The organism is Tsukamurella ocularis (genome assembly GCF_965138335.1).
Taxonomy (GTDB): Bacteria; Actinomycetota; Actinomycetes; order Mycobacteriales; family Mycobacteriaceae; genus Tsukamurella; species Tsukamurella ocularis_A.
On the sequence record NZ_CBCSDV010000001.1, the window covers coordinates 38172 to 57158 of the forward strand.

At 65.9% G+C, this 18987-nt stretch carries 21 protein-coding genes; 13 read left to right on the forward strand and 8 right to left on the reverse strand.

Going from position 1 to position 18987, the window contains the following annotated elements; genetic code table 11:
• The 4 genes from ACNAYW_RS00200 (at position 1) to ACNAYW_RS00215 (ending at position 7337) form a co-directional block, all read left to right on the forward strand.
• The gene (locus ACNAYW_RS00200; protein ID WP_068526171.1) at positions 1-2109 is read left to right on the forward strand and encodes a helix-turn-helix domain-containing protein; all 2109 of its coding nucleotides are present in this window, start codon (positions 1-3) and stop codon (positions 2107-2109) included.
• Complete coding sequence (locus ACNAYW_RS00205) at positions 2106-3209, forward strand: AAA family ATPase (RefSeq protein ID WP_019201592.1); 1104 nt, start codon at positions 2106-2108, stop codon at positions 3207-3209. The genes ACNAYW_RS00200 and ACNAYW_RS00205 overlap by 4 nt, the downstream gene beginning before the upstream one ends.
• Positions 3206-5800, forward strand: coding sequence for a TniQ family protein (locus ACNAYW_RS00210; RefSeq protein ID WP_040765942.1), 2595 nt, complete (start codon positions 3206-3208; stop codon positions 5798-5800). The genes ACNAYW_RS00205 and ACNAYW_RS00210 overlap by 4 nt, the downstream gene beginning before the upstream one ends.
• Before the next feature lie 379 nt (positions 5801-6179).
• Complete coding sequence (locus ACNAYW_RS00215) at positions 6180-7337, forward strand: hypothetical protein (RefSeq protein ID WP_126195752.1); 1158 nt, start codon at positions 6180-6182, stop codon at positions 7335-7337.
• Here the strand turns inward: ACNAYW_RS00215 and ACNAYW_RS00220 are convergent.
• Positions 7312-7935, reverse strand: coding sequence for a hypothetical protein (locus ACNAYW_RS00220; RefSeq protein ID WP_068526169.1), 624 nt, complete (start codon positions 7933-7935; stop codon positions 7312-7314). The two genes, ACNAYW_RS00215 and ACNAYW_RS00220, sit on opposite strands and share 26 nt — an antisense overlap.
• Complete coding sequence (locus tag ACNAYW_RS00225) at positions 7932-8303, reverse strand: hypothetical protein (RefSeq protein ID WP_068526168.1); 372 nt, start codon at positions 8301-8303, stop codon at positions 7932-7934. The genes ACNAYW_RS00220 and ACNAYW_RS00225 overlap by 4 nt, the downstream gene beginning before the upstream one ends.
• A 57-nt stretch (positions 8304-8360) precedes the next feature.
• Here ACNAYW_RS00225 and ACNAYW_RS00230 point away from each other — a divergent pair, with 57 nt between their 5' ends.
• Positions 8361-8486 carry a hypothetical protein gene (locus tag ACNAYW_RS00230; protein ID WP_280512879.1) on the forward strand — a complete coding sequence of 42 codons (126 nt, stop codon included), beginning with the start codon at positions 8361-8363 and terminating at the stop codon, positions 8484-8486.
• Positions 8487-8607: 121 nt separating this feature from the next.
• On the opposite strand, the gene ACNAYW_RS00235 is transcribed toward ACNAYW_RS00230, so the two are convergent.
• Entirely contained in the window at positions 8608-8961 is a 354-nt protein-coding gene (locus ACNAYW_RS00235) for an Rv2640c family ArsR-like transcriptional regulator (RefSeq protein ID WP_068526167.1), read from the reverse strand.
• Positions 8962-9056: 95 nt separating this feature from the next.
• Here ACNAYW_RS00235 and ACNAYW_RS00240 point away from each other — a divergent pair, with 95 nt between their 5' ends.
• Positions 9057-9518 carry an ArsI/CadI family heavy metal resistance metalloenzyme gene (locus ACNAYW_RS00240; RefSeq protein WP_068526166.1) on the forward strand — a complete coding sequence of 154 codons (462 nt, stop codon included), beginning with the start codon at positions 9057-9059 and terminating at the stop codon, positions 9516-9518.
• Positions 9519-9686: 168 nt separating this feature from the next.
• On the opposite strand, the gene ACNAYW_RS00245 is transcribed toward ACNAYW_RS00240, so the two are convergent.
• From ACNAYW_RS00245 to merA, 3 genes are read right to left on the reverse strand one after another with little or no spacing between them, the layout of a single operon-like run.
• Positions 9687-10142: a hypothetical protein gene (locus tag ACNAYW_RS00245; protein WP_126195754.1), complete on the reverse strand. Its 456-nt coding sequence runs from the start codon at positions 10140-10142 to the stop codon at positions 9687-9689.
• Positions 10139-10801, reverse strand: coding sequence for an organomercurial lyase MerB (gene merB, locus ACNAYW_RS00250; RefSeq protein WP_074850279.1), 663 nt, complete (start codon positions 10799-10801; stop codon positions 10139-10141). The genes ACNAYW_RS00245 and merB overlap by 4 nt, the downstream gene beginning before the upstream one ends.
• 38 nt (positions 10802-10839) lie before the next feature.
• Positions 10840-12264: a mercury(II) reductase gene (merA, locus tag ACNAYW_RS00255; protein WP_068526164.1), complete on the reverse strand. Its 1425-nt coding sequence runs from the start codon at positions 12262-12264 to the stop codon at positions 10840-10842.
• Positions 12265-12329: 65 nt separating this feature from the next.
• Between merA and ACNAYW_RS00260 the strand changes: the two genes are divergently transcribed.
• The 7 genes from ACNAYW_RS00260 to ACNAYW_RS00290 all read left to right on the forward strand — a co-directional run bounded on the left by ACNAYW_RS00260 (position 12330) and on the right by ACNAYW_RS00290 (position 17455).
• Positions 12330-12719 (forward strand): heavy metal-responsive transcriptional regulator, encoded by a 390-nt coding sequence (locus ACNAYW_RS00260; RefSeq protein WP_068526163.1) that lies wholly within the window; start codon positions 12330-12332, stop codon positions 12717-12719.
• 46 nt (positions 12720-12765) lie between these two features.
• Positions 12766-13140 (forward strand): ArsR/SmtB family transcription factor, encoded by a 375-nt coding sequence (locus ACNAYW_RS00265; protein ID WP_068526162.1) that lies wholly within the window; start codon positions 12766-12768, stop codon positions 13138-13140.
• Positions 13137-14252, forward strand: coding sequence for an ACR3 family arsenite efflux transporter (gene arsB / locus ACNAYW_RS00270; RefSeq protein ID WP_068526161.1), 1116 nt, complete (start codon positions 13137-13139; stop codon positions 14250-14252). Before ACNAYW_RS00265 ends, arsB begins: the two co-directional genes overlap by 4 nt.
• Positions 14252-14695 (forward strand): arsenate-mycothiol transferase ArsC, encoded by a 444-nt coding sequence (locus ACNAYW_RS00275; RefSeq protein WP_068526160.1) that lies wholly within the window; start codon positions 14252-14254, stop codon positions 14693-14695. The genes arsB and ACNAYW_RS00275 overlap by 1 nt, the downstream gene beginning before the upstream one ends.
• Positions 14696-14738: 43 nt before the next feature.
• Entirely contained in the window at positions 14739-15404 is a 666-nt protein-coding gene (locus ACNAYW_RS00280; RefSeq protein WP_068526159.1) for an arsenate reductase/protein-tyrosine-phosphatase family protein, read from the forward strand.
• Between the two features lie 105 nt (positions 15405-15509).
• Positions 15510-16931, forward strand: a complete 1422-nt coding sequence (locus ACNAYW_RS00285; protein ID WP_068526158.1) for an FAD-dependent oxidoreductase — start codon at positions 15510-15512, stop codon at positions 16929-16931.
• A 62-nt stretch (positions 16932-16993) separates the two neighbouring features.
• Positions 16994-17455 (forward strand): GNAT family N-acetyltransferase, encoded by a 462-nt coding sequence (locus ACNAYW_RS00290; RefSeq protein ID WP_068526305.1) that lies wholly within the window; start codon positions 16994-16996, stop codon positions 17453-17455.
• 22 nt (positions 17456-17477) lie between these two features.
• Here ACNAYW_RS00290 and ACNAYW_RS00295 read toward each other — a convergent pair whose 3' ends face one another.
• On the reverse strand, positions 17478-17870 hold the full coding sequence (locus tag ACNAYW_RS00295) for a hypothetical protein (protein WP_019201608.1): 393 nt from the start codon (positions 17868-17870) through the stop codon (positions 17478-17480).
• Positions 17871-17999: 129 nt separating this feature from the next.
• The gene (locus tag ACNAYW_RS00300; protein WP_019201609.1) at positions 18000-18701 is read right to left on the reverse strand and encodes a hypothetical protein; all 702 of its coding nucleotides are present in this window, start codon (positions 18699-18701) and stop codon (positions 18000-18002) included.
• Between the last annotated feature and the right edge of the window lie 286 nt (positions 18702-18987).

The window sequence follows — 18987 nt, forward strand, 5'->3', positions numbered from 1 at the left end:
ATGTACGACGGCGAGGCGTTCGAGATCGTGGAGCTCGCCACGGCTAAGGGCGTCGTCGATGTGCTGGGGAAAAGCGCTGCAGGGCAGTACATGCGAGTTGGCCTCGCGGAGTTGCTGTCTTCGGTCCGGGGTCGGGTCCTCCCGACCGGCCCTGGCGTTTCGAGCACTGATGCAACCGAGCCTGCAGGCGTCATCTTCGGTGAGTTGTCCGCGGCAGAGCTTCAGAAGGTGACGGAACGCGCGGGGCACGTACGCGAGATTCTTACCGGGTACAGATCTGGCAGCGCGGAGACTGCGAGCAAGGGGGAGCCCAGGCCGGAGTTTTCCGGCGACCGCCCGCTCACTGACCGCTACGCAGCGAAGGCGCGCGAACTGGGCGTCGGCTTGCGATCTGTGGAGCGGTGGGTGTCCAAGTTCCGCACTGAAGGGCCCGCAGGCCTGGTAGACGCGCGACGTACGAGAGAGGCGGAGCCCTTCCCGTCTGTCGATCGGCGGTGGTTAGACACAGCTGTCGAAGTCATGGTTGAGCACGCCACCGAGTCGAAACCGTCCCGCACGATGGTGATGGCACGCGCGGAGGCACGGGTCTTGGCGCGATTCGGAGAAGGGGTCGTCGCCATCCCGTCTCGGACAAATGCTTTCCGCGTTCTCGAGTATCTGGAACAGCGCTATCCCACATTTCGACTGTCTGCCAAGCGAAATCGCGACATCGCTGAGCGGCCAGAAGGCGTGTACGGCAAGCTCCGTCCAACTCGGCCTGGCGAGTACATGCTGATGGACACAACCAGGCTCGATGTCTTCGGGCTCGATCCTCTGACGCTGCGATGGGTGCAGGTCGAACTGACCGTCGCGATGGACTGGTACACCCGCTGCATCACCGGGTTGCGATTGACCCCGGTTTCCACGAAATCGGTTGATGTAGCGACCGTGATGTACGAGGTTTTCAGCCCACGTCCGGCCGGCGCGGACTGGCCGGAATACGCGGTGTGGCCAGCTCACGGAGTACCGCGGTCGGTACTTGTAGATGTCACCGCGGAGCGGCCAGCGGATGCGGCCGCTGGACCAGCTATTGTCCCTGAGACACTGGTCGTGGACCATGGCAAGGTCTACCTCTCGAACCACGTGATGAGTGTGTGCCAGCGCTTCGGGATTTCGGTGCAGCCAGCTCGGCTCCGAACCGGCCGCGACAAAGGGCCAGTTGAGCGGTTCTTTCGTACTATTCGTGAAGATCTCCTCCAGGCCTTGCCGGGGTACAAGGGACCTGATGTCCACTCGCGCGGCGAGGATCCTGAGGGCGGAGCGTTCTTCTACATCGACGAGCTCGAAAGCATCATCCGCGAGTGGGTTGCGCAGGTCTACCACCACCGCCAGCATTCGAGCCTGCTCGACCCGCGAGTTCCGGGCTTACGTATGTCGCCCGCCGCGATGTTCGAGCACGGTGTTTCTCGCGCCGGATACATTGAGGCGCCTCGCGATCCGGACCTGGCATTCGAGTTCCTCAAGCCGGTATGGCGGAAAATTCTTCACTACGGTGTCGAGATCGGAGGCCGCCGCTACAACGGAGACGGGCTCAACGGCTACCGTAACCTCGCGAGCCGGTTCACCGGCGAGGCCAAGGGACGATGGCCGATCCACTGCGATCCCGACGACATCACCAAGGTGTACTTCCGGCGCCCAGATGAGCGGACCTGGCACACATTGGTGTGGGAGCACGCACCGTCGATCGATATGCCGTTCAGCGAGGATGCACTGCTCTACGCAAGGAAGCTAGCAGCATCGAAGTACCGATTCCCCAACGACCGCCTTGCGGTAGCTGACTTGTTGGAGCGGTGGAACATCGGCCTGGGCTCGACCCGAGTGGAACGGCGCATTGCATTGAGAATGTCACGCGAGACCGAACTGTCGCAGCGACCGCAGGGCGAAGCGCGTGTGGATCGACTGCCGTCGGTCGCCCGCGTGCTCGCTCCCGACCAGGACGAAAGCGATGTGCAAGCAGAGGACACCGCGATTGATCGCGGTCTCGACTACGCCGGCGAGGAAGGTGACGACGATCGATTCGACCAGGAAAACATCGATGACTTCTACTCCGACGCGCTGGAGGACGTATGACCGAAACCGCCGCGACACTCGACAATCTGACCCTCGCCCGAAAGGAAGGGTGGCAGAAGTTCGTCAACACCCCCGCACGTGTTCCACCGGAGGCGTTGAACCGCGATGAACTCGACAGACTGACCGACAAGGAGCGCACCGACTACGACCGTGAGCGCCGCGAGTGGCACGCGAACCTCGGGCCCCTCAAGACCAGACAGCTGGTCGAGGTGCACGAAAACCTCTGGGATGTCATCGACTCCAACGCCCAGGACGGAGACAAACCGAAAGGCGCCGTTGCGATCGACGCAGTACCCGGACTAGGGAAGACCACCGCGGTATTGAGCTTCGCCCGCGCGTTCCACCGCCGCGAAGTAGCCGAGAACGGCACTACGACCGAGGAAGGTCATGAACGGTGGCCGGTGTGCCGGGTGGGACTGACCGGCAACACTGGCCTACGCGAGTTCAACCGGGCGATGCTCGCGTTCTACGCCCACCCAGGCGGCCGCCGCGGCAACGCCGCCGACTTCGCCCACCGAGCCCTGGACTGCGTGCTGGCATGCGAAACGAAGATCCTCATCGTCGATGATCTGCACTTCCTGCGGCTGCAGTCCACCTCCGGTGTCGAGGTCAGCAACCACTTCAAGTACATCGCCAACGAGTTCCCGTTGACGGTGATCTTCGCTGGCGTCGGTTTGGAGGCGCGGGGACTGTTCTCCGAGGGCAGTAGTGACCGAGATGCTCTTCTCGCGCAGACCGGCCGGCGTACAACGCGGCTGACAATGGATCCTTTCGGTGTCACCAATGATGCTGGGCGCCGGGCATGGCGTCAGACGCTCAAGGCGATCGAGCAGCGGGTGGTTCTGGCCGAAAAGTATCCGGGCATGATCGCCGACGATCTCTCTGACTACCTGTATGCCCGGTGTACCGGCCAGATCGGCTCACTGATGACCCTGATCAACCGGGGATGTCAGCGCGCGGTCCGGACTGGGTATGAGCGCCTCGACGAGGAACTGCTCGATCGGGTCAAGATCGACGAGGCATCGGAGAAGGCTCGCGAAGAACTGCGCCTGGCATTCGACAACGGCTGCCTGAGAACTCGCATCGGCAGGGCCGGATGACAGTGCCACGTTCGCTTCCCTTCAGGGTGGACCCGGTGCCGGGCGAAGCGATCGATTCCTGGCTCGAAGCGATCGCCTTCCGCGCCGACTCAGCGTGGGGAGACCTTCTCGACGCAGTCGACATACCTGCGCCTGCAGGTCTTGGGTACCCGCCCTGGACGATCGCACTCAGCGAGGCCGAAGTAGCCAGCCTGTGTGCCGCCACGGGCAGCGACGTCGAATTTTCGATGATGACCCTCACCCGGTTCGACGGGACCGCGGTGCGCATCGACTCGCAGTCGCGGAGTTTGCGCCGCGAAGTGGCATGGACCCGCCGCACCGGATCCCGCTTCTGCCCGCACTGCCTCCGAAGCAACGGCGGCCGATGGAAGCTCGAATGGCGACTCGGCTGGGCGTTTGCCTGCACCGACCATCGTTGTTTGCTGTCCGACGAATGCCCTCGCTGCCATAGAATTCCACGCCGCCGCCCGCTCCCGGGCCACTGCACCCCGATCCCCGGCCGATGTGCATCGCCGGCGCAGGAAGGAGGCATTGGACGGGAGGCCCGACGGTGCGGCGCCGATCTCACGGCTGCCGAGGTCCTCGACCTTCCTGGTGCGCACCCCGCTCTTCGGGCACAGGCCCTCATCGATCGAATCATCGACGACGGAGTCGTGCGGTTCGGGGTCTACGCGCGCCTTCCACAGCCTGCGGCTTCTGTGCTTGCCGACATTCGCGCCATCGGCGGCCGAGTACTGTCCTACGCCACCGACGAAGAGCTCTTAGCGCGAGTGGGACCCGAACTGGCGGTTGAGTACCGGGCAGTCGATGAACAAGGTGGTGCACGATCCGGACAAGTCCGACAGAGCCGCACGAAGCCGGCCCTCGAAGCGCCAGCGAGAGCCGTCACAGCTGCGATTGGCGTCAGTGCCGCGATCGACGTTCTGCACTGCTCGGACCTCGCAGCCGCAGCTGATCGCCTGCGATGGTTAGTGACCTCGGCCCGGGAGACAGGCCTCAGTGTTCAACCGACGAACATCGGCTGGGGGACGCGAATCTCACCAATCCTGACCGGTGTCCAGCTCGCCGCGCTATCCCCGATGCTCGACCCGTCCGACCAACTTCGCTACCGCACTCACTCCGACCTTCCCACCTTGGTGACCAGTGGGCGCGCAGAGCTACTAGCGCGTCACACGCCGACGCAATTTTGGGCCGGAATCAGTTTGCCCTTCACGGTCCCGGCGGCGAGGCGCACAATGATGCGCCTGGCATTGTCTGCGGCCTTACAGTTGGTGGGCACTCGGTTGAATCTGACGGCCGCTGGTCAGCAGGTCGGAGGTCACCTGGCTGGCCATGCCCTATCCCGATTCCTACAGATTCTGGAGTCCGATCAACACTGGAGCGATGTGTGCGCGGGTCTGACACGCGTTGCCGATTACGTTGTCGAGCGCGGCGTACCGATCGACTATCAGCGCCGACGGGCACTCGATTGCACCGGTTTGCTTCCGGACGATGAGTGGAGGCAGATCTGCCACCGCACCGGAACGCCGTCACAGGGCGGCTCCGCCCGGGCGGCTGTTGTTCGGGCGTTTCTTCGCGAGGAGCTCACAGGCGTCCCCACGGTTGACGGGTCCGCAGACTTGCTCGCTAAGATCGCCGCGTTTCCCCGCGATCTGACACCCGGCCTTCGGGACGAGCTGATCAACCACGCACGGGTGTTCTTGGACGCCGCGGGCATCGATGAGGAACCAATTGCCTGGGAGCCGCCAATTGAGCTCCTCGCTGGTCTCGACCTCCCTGGCCCGCGACCAGGACTGATCGACCGTGATCGCCTTCGAAAGCTCATCCGAGAACGCGACCTTCCCATCGGCGCCGCCGCCCGCGACCTCGGCACCACTGGCGAGGCGGTTCGCCTTGAGCTGATCGTCAATCCCCTCCCAGTCGATACCGGCCGCCGGAAGTACGCCAGCGCTCGAACGCAGCTCCCCCCGGAGGCTTTGACCCAGCTCTATCATCACGATCGCCTCACCTTGCGACAGATCGCTAACCGTATTGGAGTCAGTCGTCAGGTGATCCGTCGACTCCTCACCGAATACGAGATCCCGACGATCCCCGCTACCGAGCGCGCGAAGATCATCATCGACCGCGACTGGCTCTACCAGCAATATGTCACCAACAGCAGGGCCCTCCCTGACATAGCCCGAGAACTGGGCATGAGCACGGCGAACCTGGCTCGGTGGGCGAACAAACACGAGATTCCGATGAGACCCCGCGGCGGACCCAGTCACACCGCGGCCCTCGACGCCGCGGCCGCCGCGAAAACGGTGCCGCCGATCTTGCGCACAGCTGTTGCGGCCCAGGGCGGGCGCGACCGACTGGAACGGGCGAAAGCAGCATCGCGATTCCCCACGCTGACCGAGGCTGCACACGCGTTAGGAACCAGCCAGGCAACCCTCACGAACCAGTTTCTCCGGCTCGAACGCGAGACCGGCGGAGCTCTGTTCGACCGTGCCGAGCGCAATCGCCCTATGACCCTGACCGCCCACGGACGGAGGGTGATCGACGCCATTCGAAAGCTGGACGGAACTGCTAGCGAGTCTCCCGGTGGGTAAAACGGTGCACCAAGTTCCTGAACCTGGCCTCTCAGGTGGTGAAGACGTGGTTCGGAATGCCCTAGCCTCCACGCACGTCGTCGCGTCGGTAGGGTCAGGAGCGAACCGCGATTCCACGTCCCGGAACCTGTCATGGTGAGGCTCTAGAATAGAGACAGCTAAGCCCGGCTCGTTTGCCGACGAACCGGGCTCAGCTGAACAACCGAATCACCACTCCGAGGGTTCGCCCCTCGATACCGTGACCGTTGCGAATGTCTTTGGATGACGCCTCCGATGGTAGACGGTGTGCGCGGGTTCGCCAAACACCGGAACGCTGGTGTGGGCGAGCGATGCGGACCTTGGCGTGGTGGCTCATCCACACTGCCTTGAGGAGGCACCGTTGACCAACGACAGTCGCGACTCTGATCGCACAACCGATACCACCAGCACTGAACGGGCTGGAGGTGCCCGGCCCATCCAGGTCGGGCAGCACCGGCTCGAGGGCATGTCGACGGACCTGTTCGTTCAGGTCCCGACGACCTTGATCGACCCGACTCGCGCGCTGATCGCGTCGGAAGGTGTCGGCGCGGTCTACTCCGTGCCGTGGCAGTCCCGGACCCACCGCTCCGCGGTGGCGAGGACCGCGGCGGATCAGACCCGCAAGAAGTGCCCCGAAGCAGCGTTGCTGCTCGACGCGAACCTCTACAGCGGCCGGCAGCGGAAGGTGGCGACGGCGGAGCCGACCCGCGACTGGATCACCGTGCAACGTAGCGCGGGCCTGACGTGGGCATTGACCGATTCCGGCTATGTGGCCAAGGGCGACACCGCTGGGCTGCGGACCACCCTGAAGACGGCGGCCCGCTTCGGTGGACAGGTGATTGCGGCGCTGCCGATCGCGAGCTGGTGGCTTTCGCACGCCGCCGATTCGCTCCGGTCTGAGATCAACGCGCACGGCATCCCCGTGGCGTTGATGGTCGAAGACACCGACGACCCGTTCGACCGGACCAACGTCGTGACCGGGCTGGTGCACGTCCTCACCGCAGATGTCCCGGTGCTGCTCCTGCGCAGTGACACGGCGGGGTTGGGGGCGCTGGCGTACGGCGCCGCAGGCGCGGCGATGGGGTCATCGACCACCTACCGGCACATCTACCCCGACATCGGCGGGGGCGGCACCAGCGGGTCGGTGTCGTTCATCCTCCCGGAGCTTCTCGCGTACACGTCGCTGACCGCGTTCGAGCGGCATTACCTCAAGGACAAGTCCCACGCCGCGTGGTGCTGCGACTGCGCACTCTGCGGTGGACGGGACCTGACCTGGATCCGCACGGCTGACATCCCGAAGGCAGCAGCGTTCTCGCATTCGGTCTCCGCGGTCGCGATGCTCGGTCGCGGTTTGGCCACCGCTATCGCCGCCCACAACGGCCCGCAGGCGTGGACGGCGATGTGCGAGGCCGCCCACGAGAGCAACATCGAGATCGAGAAGCTCACCGGCGGGGACTGGAAGCGCAAACGCGCCCTGTCCGCCTGGATCGGCGCTACGCCGGAGCCGGCTGCGGCGTGATCGGCACCCCTGTCGCGAGGGCGTGAGCGAATAGCCGCTCCTCCCAGTACCGCACCGCGACGATCCGCGGAGGATCGGCAACCTTCGATCCCCGCACCAGTAGTTCCTCGCCGGCGTGAGAGGTATGCACCACGCTCACGTCGGCGAGGTCCGCCGCCGTCAAGCTCAGCGCCGTGGGCCGCCGCTCGGTCAGCACCACGGTCTCGCCGAACCCGCGAAGCTCACTGGCGACGTACAGGGCCCTCTTCCACTGCCCGGTGGCGACGAACCCGACGATGCTCAACGGCGCCGCCGGCGGCGCCCCCGCGCCCTCCGCCGGGCACATCTCCCACAGCTCGAGGACCTGCGCGTCGAGCATCGGTCCCGCCCCGGACGACATCCGTTCGGCGACGGTCGACGACCATCGGACCACCGGATACCCGCGAAGCCCCGACAGTTCGGTCCGCGGCAACACCGACACCGAGCTATCGAGGACGAGCTCCGCAGCCGCGACCACGGCCGCGTCGACCAGATCCGCCGGCGCGACGGCAGGGACGTCGAACAGGGGGAGCTGACCCGCCTCTGCGTGGATTGACCGGGTACGTCGCCGCGCCGTCACTGGTCTTCCTCTCCCACGGGCGCGGGCTCCGGCGCGATGACCCGCGACGCGGCGAACAGATGAATGCGGTCCTCCAGGGCCAGGAACGCCACGACGCTCCCAATGTCCAGACCGACCGAGTCGAGGACCGCCGCCGGCAGCGCGATCTGTCGCGACGTCCGCAGCCGCCGCGGACGATCCGGGTTACCTCGTACGGACGGCTTCGTCCCGCGCGGGCCGCGAGTGGGAATGATCTCGACGATCCTCTGGTCGGCGACGACACCGATCCGGACCCACGAAGGCTGCCGCACTCCGGACGCCTTCGCCACCTTCGCTGGGATGGTGATCCGGCGGAAGCTGTCGATCGTCCGGGGACCCGTGGGAAGCATACTGCTGATTTTAGCAGTCAAGGACCGAACAGTCACTGGTACTGCGGATTACAGCGCATGTTCCTCGTGCCGACCGCTGTCCCGCTAAGGCACGGAAGCGCCGTCGTCGAGGGCTTCGAGGACGGCGCGGAGGAACTCAGCCGCAGTGAGGGGGATGCCGCGTTCGCGGAGCTGTTGCTCTAGCTGCTGCTCGATGTGGTCCACGCGTGTCGATCCTGCCGCAGGCGATCGTGCTGGTGCTGTGCCGGGGAGCCTCGCGACGGTGTCGTGCAGCCACTACCTGCGCGCGAGAGGCGCGTTCGCGCTAGCAGCACGTGGCCAGGACGGCCCGGAGCGCTTCAAGGGAGTCAGGTTCGGCCCGGTAGAAGACGTTGATCCCGCGCCGCTCGGAGCTGACGAGGCCGGCCTTCTTGAGCTGGCTCAGGTGGTGACTGACGGTCGCCGACGACAGGCCCACCGTGTCGGCGAGGTCGCCGGTGCTGATTTCGCCTGGACGTGCGGCCATGAGGATCGAGATCAGCTGGATCCGGGCCGGGTCGGCGAGGGCCTTGAGGCGCAGGGCGAGCTCGAGTGCCGCGGCCTCGTCCATCACGCCGGCGGCCAGCGGAGCACAGCAGATCGGGGCGCTGATGTCGACGACGGGGAGCGTCTTGGGCATACGCTTCAATCTACCTACTCGTTGACATATGTCAAAGCGTGGTCTAGAACTGAACGAGCAACAGTTAGATGTATGTCGAAGCCTCGGAGGTTCTCATGTCCCGCGTCCAGCTCGCCCTCAATGTCGATGACCTCGATCAGTCGATCGCGTTCTACACCAAGCTGTTCGGCACGGGCCCGGCGAAGGTCAAGCCCGGTTACGCCAACTTCGCCGTCGCCGACCCGGCGCTCAAGCTGGTCCTGCTGGAGAACCCCGGCCAGGGCGGCAGCATCAACCATCTCGGCGTCGAGGTGGACTCCAGCGACAAGGTGCACGCTGAGATCGCCCGCCTCACCGAGGAGCAGCTGTTCACCGAGGAGGAGATCGGCGCCACCTGTTGCTTCGCCACCCAGGACAAGGTCTGGGTCACCGCCCCCGACGCCGAGCGTTGGGAGGTCTACACCGTCCTCGCTGACGCCGAGACCTTCGACGGCGGACACACTCCGGCGACGACAGCCGAGGACTCCGAAGCGACGCCGGCCGCGTGCTGCACCCCTGCGGCGGCGAACTGCTGCTAGTCCGCCCTCGATCGATGGCCGTCACCGCTTCGGGTGGCGGCCATCGACGCGGTTACCAGAGAGCGCTGGCGCGAAACGCAGTAGCGGGCCGCACTGCGCTGTACCGGCTGGTTCTCGCGGTCGGCGTCCCCCTGGGCGGAGGCTGCGCTGGAGGAGAGGCATCTGCGGTTAGGCGCAGTCGCGTGGGTGGAATCCCTCGATGCGGTCGATCGGGGTAAAGACAGGGCAACCGACTTGGTCGTTTCGGTTGAGGATCACGTTCGATGCCGCCATCACTTCGCAGGCTGCGAGCCCGCGGCTAGCGGCGAGCAGCATGGAAAGCCCGTAGAACGTTGCTGCCGCCGGCGGGGTGAGCGCGAAGAACGCGAAGAAGACCAGCGTGTTAGTGGCCATGGCCCACGCGCCTGTGACCCGCAGTGGTGCCGAATCACGACCCCGAAGTACAACCGCGAGGGTGATCGCGGCAGGGACCAGTGCGACCGCGATGATGAGGTCGATTGTGGAAGGTCCGATGATGATCCCGGCTCCCACGAAAGCGGCACCGATCACTGTCCGGGCGGCGGTGCCCCATCGGCCGATCTCTCTTGTCCTGCGTGCGAGGGGCGATTTCACTGTGTTGGTCATTGGGCGGTTCCTTCGTGCTGATCCGGCGAGCAGCATCCGGCCTGTCGGGCTGTGTCCGGGCTGATGAGCGCTTGTTCAGCGAGAGCTTTCCCGAGGGCGTGCGCGTGGGTGATGTCGAGGAGTTGGTTGCCGGGATTTTCGCGCGTCCACGTTTGGGCATCGTGTGGGGAGGCGAAGAAGTGCACTTGGTTGCAGAACGACGTTCGAAGCGAGCTGAGGTCATCGGGGTCGACGAGCGATAGCACTGCGGTGTCGGGTTCGATGCTGGTCACGGTGTCTGCCGTGACAGAGATTCTGATCGTTTGACCGCTCGCGGGTGAGGTCGACTCGATGGTGGCTGACTGGTTTAGGAGTGTGGGGAAGATCAGGGTGTCGAGTGCGCACCACGTGAACAGTTCGTGACCTGCGACGGTGAACCGATGCGGGGTCGGACGGAGGGTCAGTCCTTGCCCGACTATTTGGTCGCGATCGTCGTATTCGGTGTCGGAAACGGATTGGAGTCGTTCCCGTACATCGGGTTCCGACAGTCCGGCCGCAGCTGCTAAGTCCTCTACGCTGACGGGGTTTCCCTTGGAGAGGAGCCTGAGTAGGGGAACCAGGACTGCCGGATCGAGGCCGGACCCCTCGGGGGTGATGAGTCGATCGAGTGGATTGGTCATTGTCTGGGACTTCGCTTGCGGATCGGTGGAATCAGGAATTAGGAAGCGCAGCAGGAGAGCTGGGCGATGTCGGTGCTGAAGGATTGTGCGGCGATTTTGATGCCCTCGGCCATGGTCAGGTAGGGCGCCCATGTCCGGGCGACCTGCTCGACGGTCATCCTTGCTTCGAGGATGTAGACCCCAGCGGCGGCGATCTCGCCGGCACTATTCGCGACCGCCGAAATTCCGAGGACTCGATGACTATCGGAGTCTGCGATGAGCTTGATGAAGCCTCGGGTATCTCGGTCAACTTGGGCCCGGGGTACGTGAGTGAGCGGAAGAAGCGAGCTCGTGTACCGGATTCCGCTTGCGAGGGCCTGCGTCTCGGTCATACCGACGCTCCCGATTGCCGGACTGGTGAACATCACGCGCGGCAGGTGCGTGTAGTCCAACGACCGCGGGGTCTGTCCGAACATGTTGTCGGCGACCGTTGTGCCTTGCGCGGCTGCGACATAGACGAACTCGGGATGGCCGGTCACATCGCCCGCTGCCCACACACGCGGGTTTGATGTTCTGAGCTGATTCGACACGAGGATCGCGCCGCTGGTGCTCGTGTCGACTCCAACCGTCTCCAGATTCAAACCTCTAGTATTCGGGGTTCTGCCCGTCGCGACGAGCAGCTTCGCCGCACGGAAGTCGCCTTGTCCACCAGGGCTGGAGGCGGTCACGACGACCTCACCCGCCTCGGTGTCGACCGAGGTCGCGGTCGCGAGCTGCACTACCTCGATGTGCTCGTCAGCGAGCGCTTCCAGGAGAGCATCTGCGACGTCAGCATCTTCGGCCGAAGCGATCCTGGACCGCACCAAAACGGTTACCTTCGCCCCCAGTCGCGCGAAGAGTTGCGCCTGCTCGAGCGCGATGAACCCGCCGCCGATCACTAGGAGTGATTCCGGGACTGCGGTCAACTCCATCGCGGTCGTCGACGTCAGGTAGTCGACCAGATTGAGTCCGGGAATCGACGGAATCGACGGTTGGGCCCCTGTTGCCACCAAGTACCGTCGAGCAATTATCGTCTCGGTAGTCCCATCGGGAGCTGTGACCACCAGCGATGGCGCTGCCCGCGTTCCCGCGAACGCGGCCGCACCCTGGACGCGGCGCCAGCCGTACGAGTCCGCAACGGCAACGTACTTCTCTGACCGCATCGACTCTGCCAAGCGCCGTGTCCCCGCCGCCAGGGCGGCCATATCTACCGGCACGGCGGTCGCACCGACCCCCGGGAACCGGCCAGCATCAGAGACCGTGTGCTGTGCCTGCGCCGCGGCGATCAACGCCTTCGACGGCACGCAACCGGTATTCACACAGGTGCCGCCGAAAGTGCCTCGCTCGATCATCACCACGGACTTGCCCATGGCTGTTGCGCGGATCGCCGCCGCCATCGCTGCAGCACCCGAACCAACGATCGCAAGATCAAACTCTTCACTCATGTCACCATCATCAACCCTCCAGTACCCTTGAAGGTCAAGCCCAGAATCCGGACAGGGAGGACCCGATGCGGATCGGAGAACTCGCCCGCAAATCTGGCGCCACGCCATCGACGCTGCGGTACTACGAGGAAGCGGGGCTCCTCCCTGAACCGGGACGTACCGCCGGTGGATACCGCAACTACACCCCCGACGCCATCGGCATCGTGCAATTCATCAAGAGGGGGCAGGCGGCGGCACTCACTCTCGCGCAAGTCAAAAGAATCATCGACATACGCGGCACCGGCCAAGCCCCATGTGATCACGTACGCGACCAGCTAGACAGGTCGATCCACCACCTCGATCAACAGATCGCGGAACTGATCGCACTGCGCGACAACATCACCCACCTACGCCAAGCTGCCGAACACACCGATCCGAAGTCGTGCGCTAGCGAAGATATCTGTCGCTACCTATAACCCAGACACGCTTGTGTCCAACATCGATATCTGTCAATATTGATGTGTGTCGAATTCGATTCCGTTGACCGATGTGACCGTGCGGTGCTCACCGCTGGTCCGTGAGCCTCTGTCGGAGGGGCAGTCCGTCGACCTCGCGGCGGTGTTCAAGGCCCTGGCCGACCCGGTCCGGCTGCGCCTGTTCAGCCTGATCGCCAGCCACGAGGGAGGCGAGGCTTGCGTGTGTGACATCTCGCCGGCGGTGGACGTCTCGCAACCGACGATCTCGCACCACCTCAAGGTCCTCAAGACCGCAGGCCTGCTCGAGTCCGAGCGCCGCGCCTCGTGGGTGTACTACCGCGTCATCCCCGAAGTCCTGTCCTCGCTCGCCGGGATCCTGCAGTCCGGTGACCCCGCCATCTCGTTGGAGGTTCTTTCGTGACCAGCCCCGCCCCGACGACTGAGCATCAGCCGGTCGTCGGCAAGCTCTCCACCCTCGACCGGTTCCTGCCGGTGTGGATCGGTGTCGCCATGGTCGCCGGCCTGCTGCTCGGCCGGATGATCCCCGGGCTGAACACCGCGCTGGAGAAGATCCAGGTCGACGGTGTCTCGCTGCCGATCGCCCTGGGCCTGTTGATCATGATGTACCCGGTGCTGGCGAAGGTCCGCTACGACCGCCTCGACACCGTCACCGGCGACCGCAAGCTCCTGCTCGGCTCCCTCTTCCTGAACTGGATCCTGGGCCCGGCGCTGATGTTCGCACTCGCCTGGATCTTCCTGCCCGACCTGCCCGAGTACCGCACCGGCCTAATCATCGTCGGCCTCGCCCGGTGCATCGCCATGGTGATCATCTGGAACGACCTCGCCTGCGGCGACCGCGAAGCCGCAGCCGTCCTCGTGGCGCTGAACTCGGTGTTCCAGGTGATCATGTTCGCCGTCCTCGGCTGGTTCTACCTCTCGATCCTGCCCGGCTGGCTCGGCCTCGAACAGACCACCATCAGCACCTCGCCCTGGCAGATCGCCAAATCCGTGCTGATCTTCCTCGGCATCCCGCTCCTCGCCGGCTACCTCTCCCGCCGAATCGGAGAGAAGACCAAGGGCCGCGACTGGTACGAAACGAAGTTCCTCCCCCGGATCGGACCATGTGCCCTCTACGGGCTGCTGTTCACCATCGTCATCCTGTTCGCCCTGCAGGGCGAGCAGATCACCTCCCGCCCGTGGGACGTCGCCCGTATCGCCCTGCCGCTGCTGGTGTACTTCGCCGTGATGTGGGGCGGCGGGTACCTGCTCGGCGCCGTCATGGGACTCGGCTACGAGCGCACCACCACGCTCGCGTTTACCGCCGCCGGCAACAACTTCGAGCTCGCCATCGCCGTCGCGATCGCCACCTACGGCGCCACCTCCGGCCAAGCCCTCGCGGGCGTCGTCGGGCCGCTCATCGAGGTCCCCGTCCTGGTCGGCCTGGTCTATGTCTCGCTGGCCCTGCGCAAGCGCTTCCCGCTGACCCCGTCCTCCACCGCCGCGACCGCGGATCCGTCCAGGAGTGTGAACTGATGTCCGACAATACGATCACCGCCGACACCGAATCGGCCACGCCGAGCGTGTTGTTCGTGTGCGTGAAGAACGGCGGCAAGTCCCAGATGGCCGCCGGCCTGATGCGCAAGACCGTCGGCGATGCCGTCGAGGTGCACTCGGCCGGCACCAAGCCCGGCTCCGTGGTCAACGGCCTGTCCGCCGAGTCGCTGGCTGAGGTCGGTGTCGACATCACCGGCGAGACCCCGAAACCGATCGACCCGGCGCTGCTCGCCCGGGTGGACCTGGTGGTCACTCTCGGCCGGGAAGCCGTCGTCGACACCCCGGACGGTGTCGCGTTGGTCAACTGGGATACCGACGAGCCGTCGGAGCGGGGCATCGACGGGATCGAGCGGATGCGCCTCGTGCGCGACGACATCGCCGCCCGCGTCACCGCGCTGGCAGCCGAACTCACCACCCGGTAGCGACCGAGCAGGCCGGGAAGCCCGAGAAGCGGGAGAAAGTCGGATGAACGCCAACGCCACGACCGAGTCGGCCGGAACACCGGAACTGCTGATGCCCCAGGCCCTGCTGGCGCGGACCGCGGAGCGGCTCGCCGCCCAGTACCGCGGGATCGTCTCCGAGCAGACCGTCGAACGGGTCGTCTTCGAGTCCTACACCGCGCTGCGGCGCACCGCCCGCATCCACACTCACCTGGTGACTCTCGCCGGCCGGTTCGCCGCCGAGCGTCTCGCCGCCCTGGCGCAGTCGACCGGTGCGAGCACCAAGACCGTGCCCGAGGTGCTGTTCATCTGCGTCCACAACGCGGGCCGCTCGCAGATGGCTGCCGCGCTCCTGACACACCACGCGGCCGGGGCGGTGCACGTACGCTCCGCCGGGTCGCTGCCTGCTGCGGTGATCAACCCGATCGTCGAGCAGGCCATGACCGAGGTCGGGCTCGACCTGGCCGCTGAGTTTCCCAAGCCTCTCACCGACGACGTGGTCGCGGCCGCGGACGTGGTGATCTCCATGGGCTGCGGCGACGCCTGCCCGGTCTACCCGGGCAAGCGGTACCTGGACTGGCAGGTCGCCGACCCCGACAACCACCCCATCGAGACCGTCCGCCTGATCCGTGACGACCTCGACCGCCGCGTCAAAGACCTCCTCGCCGAGCTCCATCCCACGATCACCTGACCCACCCCTTTGATCGACGTGCTCGACGGCCCCGCTCACCGCCGTCAGTGCCGCTGTGCCTGCTCACACCTCATTTGCCTGTTCTTGGAAGGGAACCGACACCCCATGTCTGCACGCAAGATCATCGCCATCGGCGGATCGGACGCCGGGATCTCCGCCGCCCTGCGGGCCCGCGAACTCGACCCCACCAGCGAGGTCACCGTGGTCGTCGCCGACGCCTACCCGAACTTCTCCATCTGCGGCATCCCGTACTACGTCTCCGGCGAGGTCACCCACTGGAGCAACCTCGCCCACCGCACCGCCGCCGACCTCGCCGCCACCGGCATGACCGTGCACACCGACACCAGAGCTACCGCGATCGATCCGGCCGGACACCGCCTGACCGTCACCGGCCCGGACGGCGCCGCCCGGGACCTCGACTACGACGTCCTCGTCATCGGCACCGGCGCTGTGTCCGTGCGGCCGCCGATCACCGGCCTCGACCACCTCGGCCCCGCTGACGGCGTGCACCTGCTGCACTCGATGGGCGACACCTTCGCCGTGATGAACACCCTCACCACGAAGGACCCGAAGACCGCGATCATCATCGGCGCCGGCTACATCGGCCTGGAAATGGCCGAAGGTCTCACTGCCCGCGGCATCACCGTCACCCAGATCGAAGCCCTCCCTGAGGTGCTCCCCACTGTCGAACCCGAACTCGGCGCCCTCGTCCACGATGAACTGGTCCGCAACCGGGTCGACGTCCGCACCCACACCCTGGTCACCGCGGTCGACCGCACCGACACCGGCGCCCTGACCGTCACCACCAGCAGTGACGGCCAGAGCGATCACCTCACCGCCGATCTCGTGCTCGTCGTCGTGGGCGTGCGCCCCGACACCGACCTCGCTGCCGCAGCGGGCGCGCAGCTCGGCATCAAGAACACGATCGCCGTCGACGAGCAGATGCGCACCAATCTGTCCGACGTCTTCGCCGCCGGCGACGCCGTGCACACCCACCACCGCCAGCTCGGCATCACCTGGCTCCCGCTCGGCACCACCGCGCACAAGCAGGGCCGCGTCGCCGGCGAGAACGCCCTCGGCGGCACCGCCCGCTACACCGGCTCCCTCGGCACCCAGGTCGTGAAGATCTTCGACCTCGTCGCCGCCCGCACCGGCCTCAAAGAGACCGAAGCCCTTGCCGCCGACCGCGGCTGGGTGCCGGTGTCGACGACCTCCACACCGGACGATCACAAGGCCTACTACCCGGGTGCCACCCCCATCAGCATCCGGATCACCGGCGACCAGAACACCGGCGCACTACTCGGTGCCCAGCTCATCGGGCACCGCACGGCCGAGATCTCCAAGCGCGTCGACACCTACGCCACCGCCCTGCACCACGGCATGAGCGTCGACGCCCTCTCCGAGCTCGACCTGTCCTACACCCCGCCCCTCGGGTCCCCGTGGGACGCCGTGCAGGTCGCCGCCCAGAACTGGGTCCGCGAGCACCAGCTGCACCATCAGCGCAGCGTCCTTAGCCTGAACAGGTGACCACCAGCCCCCACGACTCAACCGGGTCCGCCGCACGNGCGGCGGNCCCGGCGATCGTTGCGATGCGGCCCGAGCATGGGCCACAGGTCCTCGCGATTTACCAAGCCGGCATGGACACCGGCAACGCCACCTTCGAAACCGCCGCACCCGGCTGGACGGACTTCGACCAACGACACCTACCTGAGCACCGCGTCGTCGCCCTCGCCCCAGGTGGGCAGGTCGCCGGGTGGGTTGCAGCGGCGCCCGTCTCGGGGCGCTGCGTCTACGCCGGCGTCATCGAGCACAGCGTCTACGTCGACTCCGGCCACGCCGGGCAGGGCATCGGAGCCGCGCTGTTGCAGGCCCTCATCCAGTCCGCCGACGCTGCCGGGGTGTGGACCATCCAGACCGGGATCTTCCCCGAGAACCACGCCAGCCTCGCCCTGCACCGGCGCGCCGGATTCCGCACCGTCGGCACCCGCGAACGCATCGGCCAACGCGACGGCCGCTGGCGCGACGTCGTCCTCATCGAACGACGCAGCTGACTGCCGCCTACACCTACCGGACTCAGCCGGCGTCACCGACTTCAGAACCGTCTGGTTCTTCATCCGCCAGCTCTGGGGCGCGGGTGATCGACACGATCACCGACGAGCGGCGGAACTGCTCGGTGTCGAAGGGGCTCGCGGGATCGTCGAACCAGACCAGTGACTGGTCACCGACACGCGGCCAGCGGGTGACCCTTGTGATCCGGTGCGCGATGCCGTCGTAGTCGAACGCCCCAGACGGGCTGGCGGGGCCGGGACGACGCGTGTACGTCAACGCATCCAGGTCCCACAGGTGCGTTGATCCCTGCGAGGCCACCACCCACCGGCCGCGCATACCGTCCGTGAGCTCATCCACCGTCTCCGACGGTGGATCGTTGCCGTCGGGCGGCTGCTGGACATCCGGTTCATCCGTCATGGGACTCCTCGTATAGGGGTATAGGGTCAGGCTCACTGTCCCGAACGCTAGGCGGAGTTGATTTGGGGCGCCGCTGCCGGGTGCGCCCATGATTTTGGGCCTGGGGTTCGCGTGCCGTCCTTGGCGGATCTACTCGGCGGGCTCGAGGACGCGAGGATGGATCAGTTCGATCCGCGGGACGTGGATCTCGGCTCCACCGAGAACCCGCACACGGGGCCACTCGCCGTCGACCATCGTCAGGCCGGCCTGGGCGGGAGTGAGGCCGTCCTCGGTGGGGATCAAGCACGCCTCGCCAGGCCCGGCCTTGCACCCCGGACAACCGGTCTTGGTCTCGATGGCGATACGCGACTTCTCCAGCTCGAGCTTCTCGTCGTCGGTGGCATGGCGCCAGCAACCGAACCCGTCCTGGTGGCCCACTCCGGCCTGATACAGCGGCCGCATCTGACACGGTTTCCCGTTCGTCTTCGGCCGCAGGCACTTCCTCTTGAGGCTGCGGTCGAGGTCGTCCTTCTTGGCCTTGATCCGCTCGACGTTGAGAGCCATCTGCGTCAGGTAGTCAGCGGTGTTGTCGCCGGCCGCCTCGTACAGCGCGAACACCTGCCGCGGAGACCGGGCGCCGGTCCAGCGCCGGCCGTCCGACCCATACACCGCCACGGGAAGCTTACGTGCGACGATGCCGATCGCGACCTCGATGTAGTGTGCCAGGCCAGTGGTCTCGGGAGTGTTGACGACCCGCTCGGGACAGATGGCGATGCCGTACTCGCTCTCGATCCGCGCGGCCTCGCGGTTGAACCCGGCGACGGCGATCTCCACCTGCCGCAATGCCGTCATCAGCGGTGTGTGATCCAGCGGTGCGGGCGCGGGCTTCGGGCGAGGGGTGCGGTTGCGATCTGATCTCCGGGACATTGGTACAAGCGTGCCAGTAACCAATTCGGAGGTTGCTCGACGGTGGCCCGCCGCTTGGTAGGAGCGGTGTGCGAAATGCGCGCGCGAAATACCAGGGACATCCCTCGAACCCAAACGAACGGACCGAGCCGCGCATGTTTCGGTGACGGCGAGCAGAGCACCGAGCACAAGCGACTGTCCTTCCTCGGTGTCCCCTGAAATCCCGAAGGAC

Excerpts from the sequence above, each read along its gene's own strand:
- ACNAYW_RS00300 (WP_019201609.1), bottom strand. The coding sequence starts at position 18,701 with ATGACGGCATTGCGGCAGGTGGAGATCGCCGTCGCCGGGTTCAACCGC.
- merA (WP_068526164.1), bottom strand. The coding sequence starts at position 12,264 with ATGAGTGAAGAGTTTGATCTTGCGATCGTTGGTTCGGGTGCTGCAGCG.
- ACNAYW_RS00280 (WP_068526159.1), top strand. The coding sequence starts at position 14,739 with ATGAACGCCAACGCCACGACCGAGTCGGCCGGAACACCGGAACTGCTG.
- ACNAYW_RS00260 (WP_068526163.1), top strand. The coding sequence starts at position 12,330 with ATGCGGATCGGAGAACTCGCCCGCAAATCTGGCGCCACGCCATCGACG.
- ACNAYW_RS00230 (WP_280512879.1), top strand. The coding sequence starts at position 8,361 with ATGTTCCTCGTGCCGACCGCTGTCCCGCTAAGGCACGGAAGCGCCGTC.
- ACNAYW_RS00275 (WP_068526160.1), top strand. The coding sequence starts at position 14,252 with ATGTCCGACAATACGATCACCGCCGACACCGAATCGGCCACGCCGAGC.
- ACNAYW_RS00225 (WP_068526168.1), bottom strand. The coding sequence starts at position 8,303 with ATGCTTCCCACGGGTCCCCGGACGATCGACAGCTTCCGCCGGATCACC.
- ACNAYW_RS00245 (WP_126195754.1), bottom strand. The coding sequence starts at position 10,142 with ATGACCAACACAGTGAAATCGCCCCTCGCACGCAGGACAAGAGAGATC.
- merB (WP_074850279.1), bottom strand. The coding sequence starts at position 10,801 with ATGACCAATCCACTCGATCGACTCATCACCCCCGAGGGGTCCGGCCTC.
- ACNAYW_RS00295 (WP_019201608.1), bottom strand. The coding sequence starts at position 17,870 with ATGACGGATGAACCGGATGTCCAGCAGCCGCCCGACGGCAACGATCCA.
- ACNAYW_RS00235 (WP_068526167.1), bottom strand. The coding sequence starts at position 8,961 with ATGCCCAAGACGCTCCCCGTCGTCGACATCAGCGCCCCGATCTGCTGT.
- ACNAYW_RS00200 (WP_068526171.1), top strand. The coding sequence starts at position 1 with ATGTACGACGGCGAGGCGTTCGAGATCGTGGAGCTCGCCACGGCTAAG.
- ACNAYW_RS00285 (WP_068526158.1), top strand. The coding sequence starts at position 15,510 with ATGTCTGCACGCAAGATCATCGCCATCGGCGGATCGGACGCCGGGATC.
- ACNAYW_RS00210 (WP_040765942.1), top strand. The coding sequence starts at position 3,206 with ATGACAGTGCCACGTTCGCTTCCCTTCAGGGTGGACCCGGTGCCGGGC.
- ACNAYW_RS00205 (WP_019201592.1), top strand. The coding sequence starts at position 2,106 with ATGACCGAAACCGCCGCGACACTCGACAATCTGACCCTCGCCCGAAAG.
- ACNAYW_RS00240 (WP_068526166.1), top strand. The coding sequence starts at position 9,057 with ATGTCCCGCGTCCAGCTCGCCCTCAATGTCGATGACCTCGATCAGTCG.
- ACNAYW_RS00290 (WP_068526305.1), top strand. The coding sequence starts at position 16,994 with ATGCGGCCCGAGCATGGGCCACAGGTCCTCGCGATTTACCAAGCCGGC.